Annotated in this window: 16 protein-coding genes and 1 pseudogene; 5 read left to right on the top strand and 12 right to left on the bottom strand. The window is 49.2% G+C overall.

What is annotated here, in order from left to right:
- Positions 1-139: 139 nt before the first annotated feature.
- Both QW71_RS17790 and QW71_RS17785 read left to right on the top strand, forming a co-directional pair.
- On the top strand, positions 140-466 hold the full coding sequence (locus QW71_RS17790; protein ID WP_039301246.1) for a hypothetical protein: 327 nt from the start codon (positions 140-142) through the stop codon (positions 464-466).
- A gap of 221 nt (positions 467-687) precedes the next feature.
- Positions 688-1,758, top strand: a complete 1,071-nt coding sequence (locus QW71_RS17785; RefSeq protein ID WP_152679793.1) for a hypothetical protein — start codon at positions 688-690, stop codon at positions 1,756-1,758.
- A 114-nt stretch (positions 1,759-1,872) separates the two neighbouring features.
- Here the strand turns inward: QW71_RS17785 and QW71_RS17780 are convergent, their stop codons facing one another.
- Positions 1,873-2,616, bottom strand: coding sequence for an S-layer homology domain-containing protein (locus QW71_RS17780; RefSeq protein WP_083442602.1), 744 nt, complete (start codon positions 2,614-2,616; stop codon positions 1,873-1,875).
- A 446-nt stretch (positions 2,617-3,062) separates the two neighbouring features.
- Between QW71_RS17780 and QW71_RS42235 the strand changes: the two genes are divergently transcribed.
- Positions 3,063-3,311, top strand: coding sequence for an S-layer homology domain-containing protein (locus QW71_RS42235; protein WP_083442601.1), 249 nt, complete (start codon positions 3,063-3,065; stop codon positions 3,309-3,311).
- Between the two features lie 50 nt (positions 3,312-3,361).
- Here QW71_RS42235 and QW71_RS39905 read toward each other — a convergent pair.
- The 10 genes and pseudogenes from QW71_RS39905 to QW71_RS17735 all read right to left on the bottom strand — a co-directional run.
- A pseudogene (locus QW71_RS39905) lies at positions 3,362-3,482 on the bottom strand (sigma factor-like helix-turn-helix DNA-binding protein); the annotation flags it as partial.
- The gene (locus tag QW71_RS17775) at positions 3,482-4,675 is read right to left on the bottom strand and encodes an MFS transporter (RefSeq protein WP_039301237.1); all 1,194 of its coding nucleotides are present in this window, start codon (positions 4,673-4,675) and stop codon (positions 3,482-3,484) included. The pseudogene QW71_RS39905 and the gene QW71_RS17775, both read right to left, overlap by 1 nt.
- A 71-nt stretch (positions 4,676-4,746) precedes the next feature.
- The gene (locus QW71_RS17770) at positions 4,747-5,961 is read right to left on the bottom strand and encodes a Xaa-Pro peptidase family protein (RefSeq protein WP_039301235.1); all 1,215 of its coding nucleotides are present in this window, start codon (positions 5,959-5,961) and stop codon (positions 4,747-4,749) included.
- A 5-nt stretch (positions 5,962-5,966) separates the two neighbouring features.
- Positions 5,967-6,800, bottom strand: a complete 834-nt coding sequence (locus tag QW71_RS17765; protein WP_039301233.1) for an ABC transporter permease — start codon at positions 6,798-6,800, stop codon at positions 5,967-5,969.
- Entirely contained in the window at positions 6,793-7,710 is a 918-nt protein-coding gene (locus tag QW71_RS17760) for an ABC transporter permease (RefSeq protein ID WP_039301229.1), read from the bottom strand. The genes QW71_RS17765 and QW71_RS17760 overlap by 8 nt, the downstream gene beginning before the upstream one ends.
- Complete coding sequence (locus tag QW71_RS17755; RefSeq protein ID WP_039301227.1) at positions 7,707-8,834, bottom strand: ABC transporter ATP-binding protein; 1,128 nt, start codon at positions 8,832-8,834, stop codon at positions 7,707-7,709. Before QW71_RS17755 ends, QW71_RS17760 begins: the two co-directional genes overlap by 4 nt.
- A gap of 42 nt (positions 8,835-8,876) precedes the next feature.
- A complete protein-coding gene (locus tag QW71_RS17750; RefSeq protein WP_039301224.1) occupies positions 8,877-10,031 on the bottom strand; it encodes a PotD/PotF family extracellular solute-binding protein in 1,155 nt (384 codons plus the stop codon).
- A 73-nt stretch (positions 10,032-10,104) separates the two neighbouring features.
- Positions 10,105-12,078 (bottom strand): hydantoinase B/oxoprolinase family protein, encoded by a 1,974-nt coding sequence (locus QW71_RS17745; protein ID WP_039301221.1) that lies wholly within the window; start codon positions 12,076-12,078, stop codon positions 10,105-10,107.
- On the bottom strand, positions 12,078-14,120 hold the full coding sequence (locus QW71_RS17740; protein ID WP_039301218.1) for a hydantoinase/oxoprolinase family protein: 2,043 nt from the start codon (positions 14,118-14,120) through the stop codon (positions 12,078-12,080). Before QW71_RS17740 ends, QW71_RS17745 begins: the two co-directional genes overlap by 1 nt.
- Positions 14,121-14,146: 26 nt before the next feature.
- Positions 14,147-14,890: an FCD domain-containing protein gene (locus tag QW71_RS17735; RefSeq protein ID WP_235441489.1), complete on the bottom strand. Its 744-nt coding sequence runs from the start codon at positions 14,888-14,890 to the stop codon at positions 14,147-14,149.
- 581 nt (positions 14,891-15,471) lie between these two features.
- Between QW71_RS17735 and QW71_RS17730 the strand changes: the two genes are divergently transcribed.
- Positions 15,472-18,585: an amidase family protein gene (locus QW71_RS17730; RefSeq protein ID WP_047013832.1), complete on the top strand. Its 3,114-nt coding sequence runs from the start codon at positions 15,472-15,474 to the stop codon at positions 18,583-18,585.
- Between the two features lie 113 nt (positions 18,586-18,698).
- Here QW71_RS17730 and QW71_RS17725 read toward each other — a convergent pair whose 3' ends face one another.
- A complete protein-coding gene (locus QW71_RS17725) occupies positions 18,699-18,881 on the bottom strand; it encodes a hypothetical protein (RefSeq protein WP_052770071.1) in 183 nt (60 codons plus the stop codon).
- A gap of 508 nt (positions 18,882-19,389) precedes the next feature.
- Between QW71_RS17725 and QW71_RS17720 the strand changes: the two genes are divergently transcribed.
- Positions 19,390-20,085, top strand: a complete 696-nt coding sequence (locus QW71_RS17720; RefSeq protein ID WP_039301212.1) for a response regulator transcription factor — start codon at positions 19,390-19,392, stop codon at positions 20,083-20,085.

The following is a 20,085-nucleotide window of genomic DNA, read 5'->3' as shown; positions in this document are numbered from 1 at the left end:
TGAATAAGCAATACTTGATTTTTCTGCAGAGGTCAACGACAAACCGATTATTGTCTATTTAGTGTTCTTTTGTAATATAATGGATCAAAGGTTCCTAAAAGGTGGGGGCTACAACTAATCCACAGGGAGGTTATAAATAATGAAACTTACCTTTCACAACAAAAAATCGCTCTTTTTATTGGTCTTATTGATTTTCCTTATGGGAATATACTTTATATTCTTTGGACTTCCGTGGAAGTCTAGCGCTTTAAAAAAGCAATTTGAAGTCTATTTAGAAAATAAATATCAAATCGATTTTAAGCTGGATAAGATGGAATTTGATTTTATTCACCTAACTTATAATTCTCATGCATACCCCGTGAGTGATCCCACTCTTTATTTTTATGTTGGTCAAGATATTGAAACCAAGAAAATTCATGATCTCTATGAATATGTAATCGAGAAACGAGAGGCTGGAAGAAAGTAGCACACTCATATGATTTAAGAGAAGCAAGGAATCATCCTCATTCGGCTGATCCCTTGCTTTTTTTAGCAGAAACTCATCAAGAGTTAGAATAGTCATAATTTTTCCCTATTTTTTATAATATGTTTGTTAAAAAAACAATATTTATGTTGCTAGCCCTCGTTTTTTTGGGTTCTGTTATATTAATTCCCTACCCGGCAAGTGCTAACAGTGAAATTATTCCAGTGGATACCGTTATTCAAGTTATTGAAAGCGATATCAAATCCTTAACTCCTGAACACGAATTCTATGGCCTATGGGATCATGTACAGATTGTTCATCGTGCAGATTTGTATGATATACATGATAATATTATGGGTTATTACTTCCAACTTCTTAATAACGGACAAAGTGTCGGATATTATATTACGGGAGCAAGATATGATATTACCCCCATATTGGAGTACAGCAGTGCACCTGCCAAAGAATCCTTGGAGTTAAGGGAAAACGGCAAGAAGCTATATTATTTCGGAGGTGAAAACCAGGTCTCAGCAGCAAATGCCAATGAACTCATAGCTCAAATTGAATTAGGGGTAAATACATTTAATGAAAAAATACAACAGCAAAAGAATATCTCTGATGTTTCTACACTCACTTTATCGAATGTACTTAAAGATTTGGACCTGAACGTGGACCCTAACTCTCCCCAATTGTGGCAAGAGAGTCTGCCTAATGCCGTTTCTTTAATGGCCTACCCAGATGCCTATTATTTGGCAGTCCCTTCTATGAATCAGTATCAACCAGGAGTAGATCATCCTAAAAGCGCCTGTGGTCCTACTTCACTGGCGATGGCAGTCCAATATCTGCATAGTTTAGGATTACCGGTCCATAATATGCAAACTTACTATAATAATTCACAAAGCGAAATGATTAATGGAATGTATTATTTTCTAGGCACTGGTATTTTTGGTACTTCTGCAGGAAATATGTCTTATTTGACCCCTAACTTGCTGAATAGACATATGAGCGGATGGAGTGCAGAAAATGTCGATGCTAATGAATCTGGAGCTATAGATAAATTTAAGGATCGCATTGTCAGCTCAAGACCTCCACTAGTAATGTGGGATCAACTGGAAATATTCTTTTGGCTTGATCCAAGCGTGACATGGCATTGGCAAACAGGTAATGGATACAGAACAAGTAATGGCGTCTTCCAATTTGGCGTTAAGGACCCTAGTAGTGATTACACCAACTCTAAATATTATAATTGGGTAGCCAATCAAAATTACTTTCAGTTTGTATCATATAGACAATAGTACTTGAAGTAAGAGCCAGATTGAATCATGGTACAGGTTGCTAAGAAAATAAAGAAAGAACGGCATCTCTGCCGTTCTTTCAATCGCCCGATCCAGGCTATAATTTAAATTCATTTATTTCAAGGTATCCAGCATGGTCTTGATTTGGCCGTTCAGGTTCAAGGCGTTCAGGATCATCGTTAATGCTTCCGCACGGGTAGCATTACCATCCGGTGCAAAGGTGCCGCCGCTGAAGCCACTGATGATTCCGGCCTGTGCCGCCTGCTCAATGGCGCTGGCCGCTTTGGCTCCTTGAATATCGCTGAAGCCGCCTTTCGCAGGATCTGTTGCCAGGCTTTCCAGGTTAATCACCCGGCTAAGCACGATCACCATTTCTTCCCGGGTAATCGTCTGGTTTGGCCGGAACTCGCCATTTGCATAACCATTGATGATGCCCGCAGCTGCAAACTGCTCAATTGCCGTTTTGGCCCAGCTGCTGCCCGTTACATCCTTGAACGATACAGCGCTTGTCCCTTCCACATCAAAGATGCGGGACAGGATACCCACAAATTCGGCGCGGGTAATGGCCTGATTCGGTTTCACCATTCCATCTGTGTAGCCTTTAATGATATTAAGCTTGAGGAGCATGTCGATTGTTTTCGCTGCCCAATGTCCCTTCACATCTGCCGGTTCTTGGAAGCTGGCGGCAGGTGTGGCCGAAGATACCAGAGTCTGTGCTTTGCTGACCACCGCTTGAGGACTTACTACCTTTGTGTTAAATACTTCAGTTACTGATGGAGTGGACGGCTGTACAGGCATACTGGTGTTTGCTATGCTGCGGGGGGAGCAGCTGATCCCAATAAAATTCCCATTGTCCATCCAGCGAAACGACCTGTTCTCCTTGAAAATCCCATGCGCTCAAATCTAGCACACCATGCCGAGCGGGAGCGGGGGCCTGGGCTTTAGTATCAGAGGCTTTCACTAGGCCGAATAATAAAGCAAAACATCCGAGGCCCACTATAATCAGGCCCATCAGAATTTTTCTCATCTTGAGGATCTACTCCGTTTCTCAGCCTATCTTTATTCATTTTTTAATGCAGGTTTAGTTCCATCATATCATCTGTACCATTTAGCGGCATGTCCTTTTCTTGCGCATGCTCTATTACGATTCTCTTAGAAACAATTCGTAGAAATTGTGAAGATTATGTAGAATCATGTGAATAATTACTTCTTGATGTAGAATTCTGTTGAAATTATCAAACCATTTAAATATTCAGAGGAGACCGCGAGTAGCCAGGTAATACGACTCGGCTTGGCAATAGGTAATGGTGAAATCAGCCGCGCTGAATTTGCCACGATTCTCTGGAGAATTCTCGGCGAACCAGCCCCAAATCCCTGATGTACAAGCTGACTGGTCTGCTCAAGCGATTGCCCAGCTCACACAACTTGGAATCATCAATGGCTACGGAGACGGGACCTTCCGTCCTGATGCATCCATCTCGCAAGCAGAAATGGTTACATTGCTGATGAGAATGCTTTTAACCCGACCCATAATGCATACAAATAACCAGTAGGATTGAGACTTCACTCTCTCATTCCTGCTGGTTATCTTTTAATTCTCCAGTTAACGCTTCGTCTTATAAAACTCATGATATAGCTTTCATGAGCGCCCTTTTCTCTATCCGCGACACATAACTCCGCGAGCTCCCCTGATCCTTCGTAATCTCCCGCTGTGTCTGGCTCCTCACCGCCGGTGTCCAAGCAGGCTCTTACGCACCAGGAAACTGCATAGCAACAGGCTTAATGCCACATAAGCTGCTATCATACTGATGATGCCTCCCCAGCCGAAATTTCCGTACAGCACTCCGCCACCCGTACCGCTGAAGCTGGAGCCCACGTAATAGAAAAAGAGATAAAGTGCGTTGGCCTGCGATTTATGCTCATCGGCCACCAGGCCTACCCAGCTGCTGGCAATGGAATGTCCTCCAAAGAAACCAAAGGCAAACAGCGCCAGACCGATGATTTTGACCCACAGGAAGGGATGCAGGGTGCAAAGCGCCCCCGTTAAGATAATGGCCAGCGCGAGCATGACCACACCGCTGCGGCCATATCGGTCAGCCAGCCGTCCCATCCAAGTGGAACTGAAGGTTCCCATCAGATAAACGACAAAAATGCTGCCGACCAGTGACTGGCTAAGGTTGTACGGTTCACCTGTCAGTTCGAAGCCAATATAATTGAATAAGGTGACAAAGCTGCCCATCAGCAGAAAACCCAGCCCATACAAGCATAAGAGCCGGGGATTGCGGCATTGTGACCAGAGCAGCGGAATAACCTTGCTTAGCTTGCCTGTCTGCTTCACGAAATGGCGCGAAGGCGGAATCACCAGCCAGAATATCATCGCTGCGGCCAGGCCCAACAAGCCAATCGCACCGACTGCCGCCCGCCACCCGAACCAGTCGGTGAGTAAACCGCTGATGATCCGGCCGGCCATCCCTCCGATGGAATTGCCGCTGATATATAATCCCATCGCATAACCCAGACTGGCAGGGTCAATTTCTTCCACCAGATAGGTCATTGCAATAGCCGGCAATCCGGCCAGTGCAATCCCCTGAAGGATGCGCAGCAGCAGCAGCGTAGGGAAATACGGGCTGAAGGCGGAAATAATGGCGATCACGGAAGCGGCGACAAGCGATGCTGTCATAATAGCTCTGCGGCCAACGGCGTCGGATAGAGAACCTATGAACAGCATGGTCAGTGCCATGGATATGGTGGTGACGGACAGTGTTAAACTGGCTTCTGTCGGCGTGATTCCAAACGCACCGGTAATTTCCGGCATCAACGGCTGCAGGGTGTACAGAAGCGCGAAGGTGACGAACCCTCCGGCAAACAGTGCAAGGCTAACGTTGCGGAACGATTTTGAACCCTGCTGAATCTTCATTGCGTCCAACCTTCTTCGCTGGAGAAGCTCCGGTTGTCGGAACAGGACCGGTTGACCGGAACCTTCCCTTGTTATTTGCGGAACAGCTTGCGTTCCATCTGTGTCAGAAATTCATAACCGTCCGCTGTCACTACAATGGTGTCTTCAATCTGAAACCCTCCAGCGCCCAATTCATAATAAGGAACTTCCACACAGAGTACCATTCCAGGCTCCAGAACGCGGTGATCCCCGGGCGACAGGGTGATATCGTCGTACAATTCCAGGCCGATGGCATGTCCCACATGCTGGCGCCGGTAATGAGGAATCCCTTCCTTCTGAACTCTGGCTACGGCTGCCTGGAAGACATCGGACGCTTTCACACCGGGACGGACCGTTTCAAGTGCCTGCTCCCAGCCGCTGCGTACCGCCTGAAAGTGATGTTCCATCCATGGGGTGGCTTCACCAAGCACAACCGTTCTGCCGGTATCTCCCCAGTAGCCTTCCAATTGGAGACACAGATCAAAACGGATCTGATCCCCCGGCTCGATGACGCGGAAATAATTCTCAATCAGGGGAAGAGCACTGCGCGGCCCTGCACCGACCGCTGTCATTGCGGGGGTGCCGCCTGCTCTCATCACGGCAAGCCGGTAATGGTCGGCCAACTCTTTCTCGTGCACACCTGCGGCGATCAGATCGATTAATTGTTGCTCAATGGCCTCATTCAGAACCGCAGACTGCCGCAGACGTTCGATTTCAAACGGTGTTTTGATCTGGCGGATTTGACGGAACAGTTTATAAGCAGGCATAGCTTGTCCGCCGGGAAGTCCACCGGCAAATTTGGCAAGCAGATCCGGAGCAATTCTCATCTCATCCACGCCGACCGCTTGTCCTTTGAGGCCAAGATGCTCAAGCGCCGCCTCCAAGGCTTCAATCGGCCCCGCATGGGTTGTCGTATTCTGCAGCAAGGAGTAAAAGAGATCAATATCCGGCGTGGATGGCTTGCCTTCGATAGATCCCTCCACAAAAAAGTCGCTATACACATATAAATCCGCGCCGGTAATCCCCATCTGCGCGATTACACCCAGCCGGTTGGTCGGAATAATGACACAGGGACGGGCTTCCGGTTCCTGTGGAAGTACCGCATAGATTTGCATGGTCCAGTTGCTGGCCCGCAGCTGAGAGCCTAGAATATAGTTGATATTCTCCGGTGTGGTTGCTACAAGAGCAGCCAAACTGCTGGCAGCCATCAATTCAGCGGCACGTGTCCGGTTCACTCCGGAAACAGGTATCGAAATTGGCTTGTCCATCAGGTTCAAGACCTCCTTTTATTCGTTCTGCTGCCGAGCATGTTTTCCACGCCCGGTGCGGAACGGATGACCAGTTTTATTGCAAAGAACAAAGCGAGCGCAAAGGCAATCAGTACGACGGAAACAACGGCAACCGTAGGATCCTGCCATTTTTCCATATACAGAAAGAGCTGAATAGGCAAGGTGTAATTTCCCTGACGCAGAATAAGCAATGCTGTCTCAACCTGATCGAAGGTGAAGACAAAGGAAATGGAGCCCGCCAGAAGAAGTGAAAGCCGCAGTTGCGGCAACGTAACCGTGAAAAAAATACGGAATGGACCTGCACCCAAATCTGCAGCAGCTTCGCGGTGTGCCGGATTCAGGTTGGCCAGAGCGCTGCCCACAATAGACAGTACAAACGGCAGAACGATGACCGCCTCCCCCAGAATCAGGGCAAACAGTCCTCCGGCGATATGCATCTTTGAGAACAGAATGAGATACGCCACGCCCAGTGTAATTTTGGGCATTACCATTGGTGACATAAAAAAGGCCCGCAAAAGCCCTCTGCCCGGAAAAGGATAATGAACAATGGCCAGCGCAGCCAGCGTACCTGTAATGAGAGCCAACAAGACCGCACCCGCTGAAGCGAGAATGCTGTTCCGGAAGGCTTCCATGAACTGCTTCTGATCTCCCAGACGGCTGTACCATTCCAGCGTCAGCCCTTCGGGCGGAAACTTGCTGGAGGTTCCGCTGCTTAAGGAAGTCAGCAGGATCATCAACAGCGGAAGCAGCAGGTATAGCCCAACCGCGCCGACACCTACATAGAGAACCCACTTATAATCCCGTGTTTTTTTAGGCATGGCTCTGTCCCCCTGCCCGGGTACGCCGGAACATCAGCCAGTCGGCTCCCTTGTTCACAATCATTGAGACGACGATCGACGAAACAAATAAAAAGAGGCTCGCCACGGCTGCCATCGGCCAGTTCGTATCCAATGTACGCTGATAAATCAATACCGGAAGCGTCATGACGCGCCCGCCTCCGATCAGCTGCGGGGTTGTAAATGCGGTCAGGCAAAGTGTAAAGACAATTTGCACTCCGCTGGCAATCCCCCGCGCGGACAAGGGCAGTGTAATGGTGAGAAACGTACGCCATTTGCCTGCACCCAGATCATGGGCCGCCGCCTTCAGCGTACCGTCAGACTGGGTCAGCACATTCAAGAGCGGAAATACCATAAACGGCAAAAAGATATGTACCAGTGCAACAACTACACCGGTCTCATTGTACATCATCTCAAAACCGTTATCCGTTAGGCCGAGCTCTACAAACAGCCAGTTTATGAAACCCTGTTTGGACAACAGCAGCTGCCATCCGTATGATCTGACAACAGCACTGACCAGAAGCGGAAGAAATGTGAGCAGCAAGAGAGTCTGCTTCAGTACCGCCCGCTTCAGTCCGGCAATACAGTAGGCCAGCGGATAGGCAAGCAGCAGGCTCCATAAAGTAACCTTAGCGGCAACTCTAAAGGTGGTGGCTATCAAGGTCCAATAATAGGGATCTCCAAGGAAAGCACGGTAGGATTCCAAATTCCAATCCCTGATCAGCCGCCCGTTCTCATAGAGATCAAAACTGTACCGGCCGAAGATCAGCAGACCGCCCAGATAGACGACACCCATTAGGACAAGTGCAGGCAGAAGCAGCAGCAGTTGTGCAGCCCAGGTACGGTTCCGATGGGAGAACAACCCTATAAGCTTGCCAGTTGCACGCATCATAAGGAACTCTCCTCGTAGGCAGGTGCCTCTATAGGCAAAAGCAGTCCATCTTCGGGATTGAATCCGATTTGCAGCGAATCTCCTGGAGCATACCGGGCATCTCCCCGCTGATACAGACTGCTGGCCTGCAGCTGGATATGACCGCCCATATCCAGCGTGTACCGGATGCTTGCACCGCCATACACACTCTCGGTGACGGTTCCTTCCAGACGGTTGACGCAGCTATTTGCCTCTGCACCTGTCCTTAGATACTCGTACCGGATAGACAGCGAAGCCTCGCTACCTGCAGAAATCGCCGGAAGTCCTTCCTGCGGCCGCACGGCAAGCTTCAAACCGCCTGCTTGAACCCAGACCCGGCCCTCTTCAGCACCCACTATCTTAACCTGCAGCAGGTTCGTATCGCCGATGAATTTGGCTACAAAGCTGTCAACCGGCCGTTCGTAAATTTCATCGGGCGTCCCGTATTGAAGCAGCTTGCCGCCACGCATGACACCAATGCGGTCCGACATGTTCATCGCCTCATTCTGATCATGGGTAACGAAAATGAACGTGCCTCCGAATTCGCGCTGTATCCTTTTCAGTTCCCGCTGCATATCCAGACGCAGCTGCATATCCAGTGCTGATAACGGCTCGTCCAGCAGGAGAACTTCCGGCTTGTTAATCAAAGCGCGGGCAATGGCAACACGCTGCGCCTGCCCGCCGGACAGCTGGGAAATGGCACGCCGGCTGTAATCACCGAGCTGTACCAGTTCCAGCATCTCCTGAACACGCCGTTTGATTTCGCTTTTCGGCGTTTTTCTGACCTTCAAGCCATAAGCGATATTGTTGAAAACATCCATATGGGGAAACAATGCCAGCTGCTGAAAAATCATATTCGTATTGCGGCCATAAGCCGGAATACCCGAGACATCCTGTCCCGACAGCAGTACTGCACCCTCATCTGGCTGCTCCAAACCGCCGAGAAGCCGGAGCAGCGTGGTTTTCCCGCAGCCGCTGGGCCCGAGGAGAGAGACGAACTCTCCCCGTTTCACCTGTAGCGATACCTGATTAACGGCAGTACTTCCCGCATAACGCTTGACCACGTCCCGCGTCTCGATTGCAATCGGCCCCACTCCGCCGCTCATTGTGCTCATCTCCTATCTATTCGGTTGATCACATCTGCCGGATTATAGCTCTGTTTTGACCAGACGGTCCCATAGATCCTTCCAGGCAGAGCTGTTCTTGGCCAACGTATCCCAGTCCGGATTGATCCCCTTGCCCTGTTCTTCAACGGAGAAGGATGGATCATCCTTGTATTTATCCGGAATCGCTGCAGCTGTACTTGTAACTGGAGTTCCTGTTACCTCGGCATACCGGGACAGCGCTTCTGCGCTAAGAAGCTCATTAATGATCTCGTTGGCCACTTTTTCCTGCTCTGGTGTGGAGCCTTTGACAACCTGCAGGGAATACGGGAAGGAAATCGCACCTTCCTTAGGATAAGCTACAGCCAGTGGGGATCCGCCATCGATCCATGTTTGTGCTACCTGTGCACTGAATGGAGCAATCAGCGCGTCGCCTGAGTCAAGCAGACCCTTAAGCTGATCGTTCGAGGTAACCAGCGTTCCGATTTGATCGCTGTTGTCTGCCCAGAATTGGAAGGCTGGTTCAGGATTGTCATAGGATGCGCCGAGCTCTTCCCCCTTCACAGCCAGAAGCGGGGAGAGATAAGAATAGAACATGTAATCCCACAACGCAGTTTTGCCTTTGAACTCTTCGCTTCCCCACAGATCGTTCCAGCTTGTGGGCGGTGTCTTCACCAGATCCTTGTTGTAGACCAGCGCAAAGCTGGATACTCCCCAGACGATGCCCTTGTTGTCTGTTGTATGGAAGGATTCGGGAATATCCTTCATATTCGTCACAATGGCCGGATCCAGCGGCTCCCACATATCGTCATTGAGGCCCTTCGCCGAAGCATCCGCATTGAAATACCCGAAGTTTACAATCGGATTGTCAGCATCGGCCTGCTTGCCTGCCAGCATTTTCGGATACATTACAGAATTGGAGGATTCTTCGAAGGTCACCTCAACATTCGGATGGTTTTTTACATATTCGGCTACGACTTCCTTAGGAACCACATCCTGATTGGAGCCGGCCCAGATAAACATGGTCAGCTTTACTTTTTCTCCGCTACCGGCTGCCGGGGAATTGTCCGGGCTTCCCGCAGCATTGTTTCCGGCAGCGTTATTCACATTGGTTCCCCCTCCGCAAGCCGAGAGTGCCAGCATCAGGGCAAGCGACACGGCAGGTAAGATATAGGAACGTTTAGGTTTTGGAATACTCATTGGTTTCTCTCCTCCAGGTTGTTTACTATTTGGTGTAATTTAGTTTTCTTGCGATCATCAGCGGCTGTAGTCATCAGCGCAGTCCTATTCCCCCGCGCAATTCTTCCATTATTCCTGGAACTGCTGAAGGTGAGACCGGATGGCCTGAGGCCACCCTACGCTCGGCTTCAGCCATTGTCTGTCGCTTCAAATAATCCCGAAGCGCCAGTGGATAGCTGCTCAAGGCAGCGTTCACGGCGAGCTGCATCTCATCCGTCCACAGGATTTCAAATTCGCTCCGGGCTTCCCCGAAGCTGAAGGCCTCCCCATTATTATGAAGCCCGCCACGCAGCAATCTTGTGAACACTTCATCTATGGTATTGGCATTTATCACTACACCGTAGCATTCACGAGCCTGCTCCACCGACAAAAGCCCTTTCTGCACATCGTTCAGTACAAGTGCCGGGTCCCGTTCATACGGACTTCCATATCCGCCGCCACCCTGGGAGAGGAAAGTCACGGTATCCCCCGGCTGGAGCAAAAGCTCGTCAATCCGGCCAAGGTTACGTTCATCTGCCCGGCCTTCATTCAAAATCGCTTCTCCATGTTCTCCTACACCGCCTCCCAGACGGCCCCAGGGCTGGAATTCCATCCGTTCCATATTTCTTGCGGTCATTACGGTATCCGGACTGAGGATTCTAACGCGCAAGTCAATGCCGCTGCCGCCTCTGAATTTGCCGGCTCCGGCTGAATCCGCCCGCAGGCCGTAACGTTCAATCAGCACCGGCATCTCCGCCTCAACGGTTTCAGCCGGGATGTTCCGCAAATGGCCTACGGCAAAATCCATCCCGTCAATTCCGTCCTTCATCGGTCTGGCCCCCGATCCGCCACAGACCGGCTGGATCACACCGACTTTGCGCTTGCCGTCGGAAGCATCGGTCATCGCCATCATGACAATACAGGCTTGGCCCGCTCCCGCAGCCGGCACTTTACTGCTCTGCGCCTGGCTCAGCGCACCGGTAATGACATCCATCACCCGGATAAAGGTCGCTGCTCTCGCACCTACCGCCGCCAGCGGTTCCGGATTAAGCACCGATGCCGGGGGCGCGTAGTTGCTCACCATCCTTACCATTCCGGAATTCCAGGGAATCGTCGGATCCAGGGTCCGGAAGTAGCGGATCAGCGCAGGCACAAGCATATAGTGACCCTGCTGGTTATGCGTCGGAATATTAAATGAGGCTCTAACCTGCGGGTCGGTTCCGCTAAAGTCCAGATGGATATCCGTTCCGGTAATTGTCATCCGGCAACGCAGCCGGATCGGATAGCCGCCAGGACCCTTTTCCAGGTAGTCCCAGAAGTCATAGGAGCCGTCGGGTATGTCCTGAATGATCGTCCGCGCTTTAAGCTCGGCATATTCAAGCAGATTCTCGATGCCTTGTTCCACTTGCTGTGCACCATATCTGACGATCAGCTCCTTCAAACGCTGCTCCCCTCTATTCAGCGCAGCCATAAGCGCCTTGAGATCTCCAAGGTTCTGCTCAGGAATCCGGCTGTTGTCCAGCAACAGCCGGAGCACCTGCTCATTAAGCTGGCCGGCTTCATACAGTTTGACCGGTGCTATCCGGATGCCTTCCATATGAATGTCATACGCGCTTGGCGACACACTTCCCGGAACCTTGCCGCCGACATCCGAGGAATGCACGAAGCAGAGGCCGAAGGCAATAATCCTGCCGTCATGGAAATAGGGTTTAATCAAGTGGATATCCGGCAGATGGGTAACCATTCCCCCCGTGGTATAAGGGTCGTTGCAGATGACCATATCGCCATCCTGCCAATGGTCGATTGCCCGGATGGTGGTAGCCGCTGGAATTCCCAGCGACAGGTTGTATCCCGTATCCAGCGGGGAACCGAACGTCTCGCCTTCCGGGGATAACAGATAAGTACCGAAATCTCCAGTTTCTTTGACGAAGGCGGTAAAGCCGGTTCGCAGCACGACGTTAGCCATTTCCTCTACGGCAGCCTGAATCCGGTTGTTGAAGATCTCCAGGAAGACTTTATCCGTAATCATTAATCTGCCTCCCCGATAATATTTCCGTAAAGATCACCGTGTATCGTGTAACCGGAAGGAATAAAGACCGTCGTATCATATTCCTCAAGGATAGCCGGACCGGAAACCCGGCTATCTGCTGTCAGATGCTCCCGGCTCAGCACCTTGGCCTGATATTCCTGTCCATCAAACGAGATTCTCCGGGCCTCAATAGGTTTCCCACTGCCTTCTGCCTGTGGAAGAACTGCCATGGTCTTGCCCGGCAGAAGTCCGACGATGCTTGCCCGCAAATTGACGAACATGACTTCCGCCTCGGGCTGGCTGATGCCAAAGACAGACTCATACTGCCCGTGGAACTTATTCTTGGCTTCTTCAGGTTCGGAAATCTCGGATTCGGAAAGCATGACCTCCAGATCAAATGCCTGTCCTTCATACCGCATATCGGCACTGTAAATAACATAGGTACCTTCCAGCTTCACTCCGCCCCGGGCCTCTTCTTCGATCCAGCGGCGGCCTTGCTGCTCCAGCGAGGAGAAACGGGTCTTGAGTTCATCCTCAGCCAGTCCACGGCTGCTCTTGTGGAGCGTGAAAACAAAGTCATTACGCAGGTTCGCAACCGTACAGCCCATTGCACAAAGTGTTCCGGGAGATGGTGGAATCAGCACCCGGCGGATGCCAACCTCGCGCGCCATCAGAAAAGCGTGCATCGGGCCCGCTCCGCCATAAGCCAGCAAAGTGAAGTCGCGGGGATCGACTCCCTTTCGCGCCATCAGCGGTGAGAATTGGGCATACATATTGGCGGTAGCCACATCCAGAATAGCTTGCGCAGTCTGCGTGGCACTCAGCCCAAGCTGGTTGCCCAAATGTGTAAGCGCCCGTTCAGCCAGTTCCGGGAAGAGGCGCATCTGACCGCCAAGAAAGCGGTCTGCCTGCAAAATGCCCAGATGGAGATAGGCATCAGTGGTTGTTGCCTGCTCGCCGCCCCGGTTGTAGCAGGCCGGTCCCGGCTTGGCACCTGCACTGCGCGGCCCTACCTTCAGTACCCCTACCGAATCAACCCAGGCTATGGAACCTCCGCCCGCACCGATAGCGGTCACGTCTATTGCCGGAATAATGACCGGAAAATCACCCACTTGATTCTCCGTAGAGTAGGCAGGTTCTCCGTCAATCAAGGCGACATCTACGCTTGTCCCGCCCATATCGAAGGTAACGACCTGACTGATCCCTGCCTGTTCCGCGATATAGGTTGCACCGATTACACCGGAGGCGGGTCCGGACAGGAGTGTCCTTACCGGTTCAGCTGCAGCACGGGCGGCAGTCATCATTCCTCCGTTCGACATCGTGGACAGCAGCGTCGCCGATACTCCGTATTGTCCAATTCCGGCTTGCAGACGGTTGAAATAAGAACCCATCCGTTCGCCTACATAAGCATTCATCACCGTGGCGAGTGTACGCTCGTATTCACGCTGCTGCGGCCAGATTGCGCTGCTTCTGCAGATGAACAGCTGCGGATGACGCTCACGGATCAGCTGTTCAGCCAGTTGCTCATGTCCAGAATTGGCATAAGAGTGCAGGAAACTGATTGCCAGAGCTGTAACTCCGTCCTTCACCAATTCGTCCACCGCCCGAAGCAGTTCCTCCGGGTCCAGCTCCGTCAGCACTCTGCCGTCTGCAAGCTGCCGTTCATTAATTTCTTTTACAAGCTGGCGGGGGACAAGCGGCTGCGTTTTATCCCCATAAAGGTTGGTGGTATTTTCAAGCCGCAAGCGGCGTATTTCGAGCACATCCCGGAAGCCTTTGGTCACCAGCAGCCCGGTTACAGCACCACTGCGTTCGATCAGCGTGTTTACCCCGAGTGTAGTACCATGCACGAAAAGTTTGATGCTGCGGGTATCTACTCCCTTGGACTGCAGTTGCTCTAATGTATGAAAAATCGCCTGTTCGGGAGCATCAGCTACGGAGGGTGTTTTTAGCGCAGCGACAACCTGCCCATGTCCGTCTGTTACGATGGCATCCGTAAAGGTTCCGCCGATATCGATGCCTAAGCGGTAATTAATTTCCACGAATTCCACTCCTTCATTTAGAGCATTTACAAACTATGCTGTTCCTGATTTTGTATAGCGTAATAACGTTTGACATCCTCAATCATTTGATTAATATGCATCACCATAGCTGCTTCCGCCTGTTCAGCAGAACCTGCAGCAACGGCATCCAGAATTTTACGGTGATCCACGACAAGCTCACTGCCCACCTTACGGCGGATATACGCGGTTTCCAGGAAATCCCTACCCGTCTGCCACACCAGCTGAGCCGCATGGAGCAGTACCTCATTGCGTGCTGCAAGCGCAAGTAAAGTATGAAATTCACGGTCTTCTTCATACGGAATAATATTCTGAGACAACAGTTCTTGCTGGGTGACAATAGAAGCTTCCAGCAGCTTTATTTCTTCTTTTGTCGCCCGCTGTGCAGCCAGTGAAGCAATTTCCCGCTCCAGCGCTCTTCTGGCCACAAGCACATCCAGCAGCGCGGATTCTCCAGAATTATTCAATAGCTGCAGGAGCTGAGAATTCACATTTTTCTGCTGCAGCACCTTTTCCAGATAGGCAACGCGACCGTTTCCCTTGTCCGTCAGAATACGCCCTTTTCGCCCTTCAAGAGCCGTGTAGCCCTCGATATCGAATTCCATCAGCTTGCGTCCGATGGTCGCTTGGCTGAGATTATATTTTTTCCCTAGCGTATGTACCAGGGTACTGGCGCCAAGTGGGGCTTCGGCTTTCCCCAGAGCCTTTAAGAATTCATACTCAAGCTGTAGAAGCTGCGATTCCAATGCCACTCTATTCATCCTTTCAGTGATACCTGGATTTCCGTTGTTACTCATTGATGATTAATAGGATTATAACTGCAAGAGAACAAATTATCAACTATTCACACCATTTTAGTATGAATAAATTTTATAATCTAGCTGACTATAGGCTATCTAGTTTAAAATAACAAATTCCTTTACCGGCCTTGCCTTTCAACTAACAATCTCAATTTCTTGTTTTGAGTAGACTCATACCGCTTAAGTATCCTGCATGGATGTTTTTTCATAACCTTGCATCCAAAATAACTGTATCGCTTTATCTAACACCAGATCCGTAGGCTACAACGATGCCTGCCCGAATCTACTCTATTTATAATGTACCCATGAAACAAAAGAAGAGACCTATCTACTATTAACATAACACTTTATGTCATTTAATACACCTACCAATTACCGTTAACATTACATATTTTAATAAATATAGTATTTATTCTTTGCTTAACCTCTAAAAATATATTAAATTTATAATATTTATTGACTGATAGGATCGTCAATGTTATATTTCCTAACATAAATTATCAACATACATACAGGAAAAGGAGATTGCCGAAATGAATAAGTTCAAACGTCTACGTAAAACTAAAAAGCAAGTGATGGCTACTTCCATTGCGTTATCTGTTCTTGCGTCGGGAGTCATTCCATTTCAAACTGCTGAGGCTTTAACCCGGGTGACTTCAGAAAGCGGCACAGTATGGGAGATTCACGATGTTTTTGCTCCCAGCTTAGACACGGGAAGTTTACGTACAGTTGGCACTACACAAGTACAAGGCTTCGGTAATATCTTTGTGAAAGTGTCATCGCCTTCAGCTTCACTGATGAATGGTCAAATGATGCGCGGGTTTAACTTGAAATACGATGGCGTTAATAAATTCACTTCGACTCAATCTGTAAATCTAGGAAATGTAACAGTTACTCGTGATGTGTACGTTGATACTATAAATAATAGAACGAGATTCTTTGATACTTTTACCAATAAAAATGATATGGCTGTAAAGGTTGATGTATCTTTCGGCGGCTCTTTAGGCTATGGTACAGCGGCAAATGCTTCAGTAGTCAAGGCAACCTACTCAGATGATCTTGAGGTGACAACAGATGATTCATGGATTGTTGTAGACAGCAGTGCCAAAGACAATAAGCCGCTAGGCGTTGCAGTCGGATCTCCCTATCCATTTAATAATGGATTAACTGCTCTGGGTAATCAGCAGCAGAATCCATTCACCACACCATTAGCTAAGTCCGGAAATGATGCGAATTTCTACGGGTTCATTAATACATTAAATATGGAGCCGGGTGAGTCGAAATCCCTGGTACATTATGTACAAGTTGGAGAAGCCGGTGAAGAAGGGTTAAAAAATCTGGTTACTATGCTAAATGGACTTAATAGCCATCTGGATGTAACCGGATTAACCAAAGCACAAATCCGTTCCATTAGTAACTGGGATATATCTGCTATAGAGGGGCTTAATACTGGAGATACCCTGGTTATTCCTGATGCTCCTGCAGCCAAAAAATTCGTAACCTCCTCCCCGTATGATGTTACGAATAAATCCATTGCAGAAATGCAGCAGGACATGATTAGTGGTAAAACTACTTCTGTACAAATTACTCTAGCCTATTTAGATCGAATCAAGGTATACGATGAAGGCCAATTTGGATTCCATGCCTTCCTGCATGTATCTGAAACTGCGCTCAACCAGGCAAAAGCTGCTGACAATGCCCGTGCACAAGGTGCAAAAGGTGATCTGCTCGGTATTCCAATTGCGATAAAAGATATCTATGATACCAAGGATATGCCTACTACAGGCGGCAGCAAAGCGCTTGAAGGCTGGCAGCCTGATTCGGATGCCTTCCAAGTGAATAAGCTGCGGGAAGCCGGAGCTGTCATTATTGGTAAAGTAAACACTTCTGAGTTCGCTAACAGCGGAAGCTTTAGTGAGAGCGGCTGGCAGCAGACATGGAATGCACTGTATCCATCCAAAACATCTTTTGGCTCTAGCGGCGGATCGGCCGTATCTGTTGCAGCTGATTTTGCAGCAGCAGCTATGGGATCGCAAACAGGGGTCTCTCTCTATGCACCTACTACAGGCGCCAGCTTAAAAAGCTTCCGTGGTACAGACGGTATGGCCAGCACTACAGGTGTACTGCCGCTCACTTGGGGACAGGATTATGCAGGTCCCATTGCCAAAACAGTAACGGACCTGGCCATTATGCTGAACGCTACAACGGGTACCGATCCACAGGATATTTTCACAGTGACTGCTGATGCAGATCATAAGCGTCCAGTGGACTGGAAGGCAGCTCTGGATGCTAACGGATTGAAAGGAAAGAAAATCGGATATATTCCTGCATCCTTTGTCTCTAATTATGCTGATGATGATACGGGACAAGCCGTAATGGATAAGTTCTCAGAGCTTCAAGCAGCGGGTGCGACAATGGTTGAGATGTCAAAAATACCATCGGCTCCTACCCGCCCTGCAGGCATCAACGGATCTACTGAAGGCTGGGCGCGCTATATTGAGCTTCATAAGGACTTCCCTTACCCGGATGGGGCAAGTGTACTCGCTTCAGATAAGGTGCTTATCTATAATCAGAGAGGATATACCGAGCCTGTGCGGATGACTGAACAGGCGGTACAAGATTACATCAAATATAGAACTGACTATAAGCAAGTTATTAAAGGCTGGATGGACGAGAATGGTGTGGATGCCTTGGTATATGCAGGTTTTATCAGTGACGTATATAACAATGACGCCTCAGCCTCTCAATTAAGCTCTGACCGCAACACGGGCGTATTAACGTCTACTGTCGGTCTCCCTACGGTAGTAGTTCCTGTAGGAACGAACGACAGCGGATATTCTATCTCTATGCAGCTTGTGGGCAGAGCATGGGACGATGCAACAATCTTAGGTATGGGCTATGCTCTTGAGCAGCAAAGTAAGGCCAGACTGCTTACAGCCTTCGCTCCAGCCCTTCAATATGTCTCTAACCCTGCCAATCCTGATCCGGTAGATAATGGACCAAGCAATCCAAGTCCTGGTGGAGGTTCCGTAACTCCCCCGGCAACAGCAACGCCTACACCAACACCGGCTCCTACAGCAACACCAGCACCAGCAGAAACCGCAACACCAACACCTAAGCCGGAGGTTGTCAGTTTTGCAGATACCCTTAATCATTGGGCCAAAGCAAGCATTGATGTGCTTATTGCCAAGGGGTTACTAACGGGTTATTCCGATGGAACCTTCCGTCCGGGTACAGGCTTGACCCGTGCCGAAGCCATTAAGGTCATTGCAACGTACATGGGACTTGAAGGGCAAGAAAGTAAATTCACCGATGTATCTGGGGCTCACTGGGCGAATAAGTATATTGGTGCAGCTGCCGGATCAGGCTTGATGAACGGATATAGTGATGGAAGCTTCCGTCCAAATGAGAAGATTAGCCGCAGTGAATTAGCGACACTAATCACCAGAGCCTTCAAGCTTACAGGTACAGGAAGCACATCCTTCAAAGATGTTAAAAGAAATGCCTGGTATTATAATTCCATTGATGCACTCGCATCCAATAATATCATCACAGGATACGCAGACAGCACATTTAAGCCTGAAAAAGACATTACAAGAGCAGAGTTTGCAACAGTGGTTTCCAGATTACTGGAGACTGTGAATTAAGAGGTTCAATCAGTAAAGACAAGGGGCTGACCCAAAAGTAAGTTTTCTACGGCGGAAGACAGTTCTCTTCATTCTTAATGCTACAAAAAGTGAGCAGAGCAGCGATTCTCGCGTTATTGGAGAAACGCTGCTCTCTGTTTTTGGTCCATTGCAGCTTGCTTCAATAGATTGTGGGCAAGCGAAAGCCAACCGACCTCAAGGCGCCACTTTCTCGATGCCGCGAAGCAGTAAGCGCCGAACCCCCGGTTGTTCTTCAGTTGTCCAAAAACACTTTCCGGCTCCGTCATAATGTACAAAGAAATCGCTCCTATTGAAATGGTTGGGTGGTACCTCCATTTTACCAAAGGGACGGTTTCTTTTTGTGATTTTAGAAAGATTTGAAGAACCTTTTCCCGCTTAAACAGCGGAGAGGACGGAACGATTGTGGAAAAGCGGAAGCGTTCGCCTTGGTCTCCGGATTTTCACCGCTAAGGGGAATGAAAAAAAATCTGGAGAGCACAGCGATTGGAACAACGGTCCGTTCGCGCAGCGTCCACCCAAGTGCTCACGTTGATCTTACTCCAAAACAAAGGGCTGTTTTCAAGCGCCTTGGTCTCCGGATTTTCACCGCTAAGGGGAATGAAAAAAAATCTGGAGAGCACAGCGATTGGAACAACGGTCCGTTCGCGCAGCGTCCACCCAAGTGCTCACGTTGATCTTACTCCAAAACAAAGGGCTGTTTTCAAGACATCCGGGCAAGCTTGCTCTGAGCGTATCTGGCGTTTAATGTCAGGGTTGCGGTATGATGAGGTTGGGAGGTGCAAAATGTCAAAAACGATATTAGTGGTAGACGATGATCAAGAAATCGTAAAACTCATCACCAAGAGTTTAAGGTACGAGCAATTTGAAGTCATCACAGCCACTTCCGGGGAAGAAGCCTTATCTGCAGTGGATGATAACCACATTGATTTCATCATCCTGGACATAGTCATGCCTGATATGAATGGACTTGACGTCTGCAGAAATATCCGGACTTCCTATAATGTTCCCATCCTTTTTTTAAGTGCGCGTGATCAGGATATTGATAAAATCGTCGGTCTCGAAATAGGGGCTGACGATTACATGACCAAGCCGTTCAGTATTCAGGAGCTGGCCTCCAGGATCAAGGCCCATTTCCGGAAAGTGGACAGGCTGCATAAAGAGTGGGATGAGCTTAGTCCCGGTAAAGAAAAGGCGGATGCTCCGCTTATTTTGAATGATAAAACGTTTGAAGCCTTCCTGCATAACCGGAAGCTCGACTTATCCGCGAAAGAATTTCAAATTCTGTCTATCCTTATGCGTCATCCCAATCAGGTACTCAGCCGTGAGCAGATCTATGAGAAGGTCTGGGGAGACGAGTACGGAGAAATCAATACCGTAACGGTTCATATCAAGAATATCCGTAAGAAGTTGGGGCCTGAACATAACTTCATTAAAACCATTTGGGGTATAGGCTATAAATATACGGAAAGAGAGCAATAG

Origin of the sequence: Paenibacillus sp. IHB B 3415, assembly GCF_000802655.2 — a bacterium.
GTDB lineage: Bacteria > Bacillota > Bacilli > Paenibacillales > Paenibacillaceae > Paenibacillus_AQ > Paenibacillus_AQ phytohabitans.
This window is presented reverse-complemented; position numbering and strand designations above follow the sequence as displayed.

Bases quoted from the DNA above. Each gene is read 5' to 3' on its own strand.
- QW71_RS17765 (WP_039301233.1), bottom strand. From the start codon at position 6,800: ATGCCTAAAAAAACACGGGATTATAAGTGGGTTCTCTATGTAGGTGTC.
- QW71_RS17775 (WP_039301237.1), bottom strand. From the start codon at position 4,675: ATGAAGATTCAGCAGGGTTCAAAATCGTTCCGCAACGTTAGCCTTGCA.
- QW71_RS17750 (WP_039301224.1), bottom strand. From the start codon at position 10,031: ATGAGTATTCCAAAACCTAAACGTTCCTATATCTTACCTGCCGTGTCG.
- QW71_RS17745 (WP_039301221.1), bottom strand. From the start codon at position 12,078: ATGATTACGGATAAAGTCTTCCTGGAGATCTTCAACAACCGGATTCAG.
- QW71_RS42235 (WP_083442601.1), top strand. From the start codon at position 3,063: ATGGTGAAATCAGCCGCGCTGAATTTGCCACGATTCTCTGGAGAATTC.
- QW71_RS17780 (WP_083442602.1), bottom strand. From the start codon at position 2,616: ATGGACAATGGGAATTTTATTGGGATCAGCTGCTCCCCCCGCAGCATA.
- QW71_RS17755 (WP_039301227.1), bottom strand. From the start codon at position 8,834: ATGAGCGGCGGAGTGGGGCCGATTGCAATCGAGACGCGGGACGTGGTC.
- QW71_RS17720 (WP_039301212.1), top strand. From the start codon at position 19,390: ATGTCAAAAACGATATTAGTGGTAGACGATGATCAAGAAATCGTAAAA.
- QW71_RS17770 (WP_039301235.1), bottom strand. From the start codon at position 5,961: ATGGACAAGCCAATTTCGATACCTGTTTCCGGAGTGAACCGGACACGT.
- QW71_RS17730 (WP_047013832.1), top strand. From the start codon at position 15,472: ATGAATAAGTTCAAACGTCTACGTAAAACTAAAAAGCAAGTGATGGCT.
- QW71_RS17790 (WP_039301246.1), top strand. From the start codon at position 140: ATGAAACTTACCTTTCACAACAAAAAATCGCTCTTTTTATTGGTCTTA.
- QW71_RS17760 (WP_039301229.1), bottom strand. From the start codon at position 7,710: ATGATGCGTGCAACTGGCAAGCTTATAGGGTTGTTCTCCCATCGGAAC.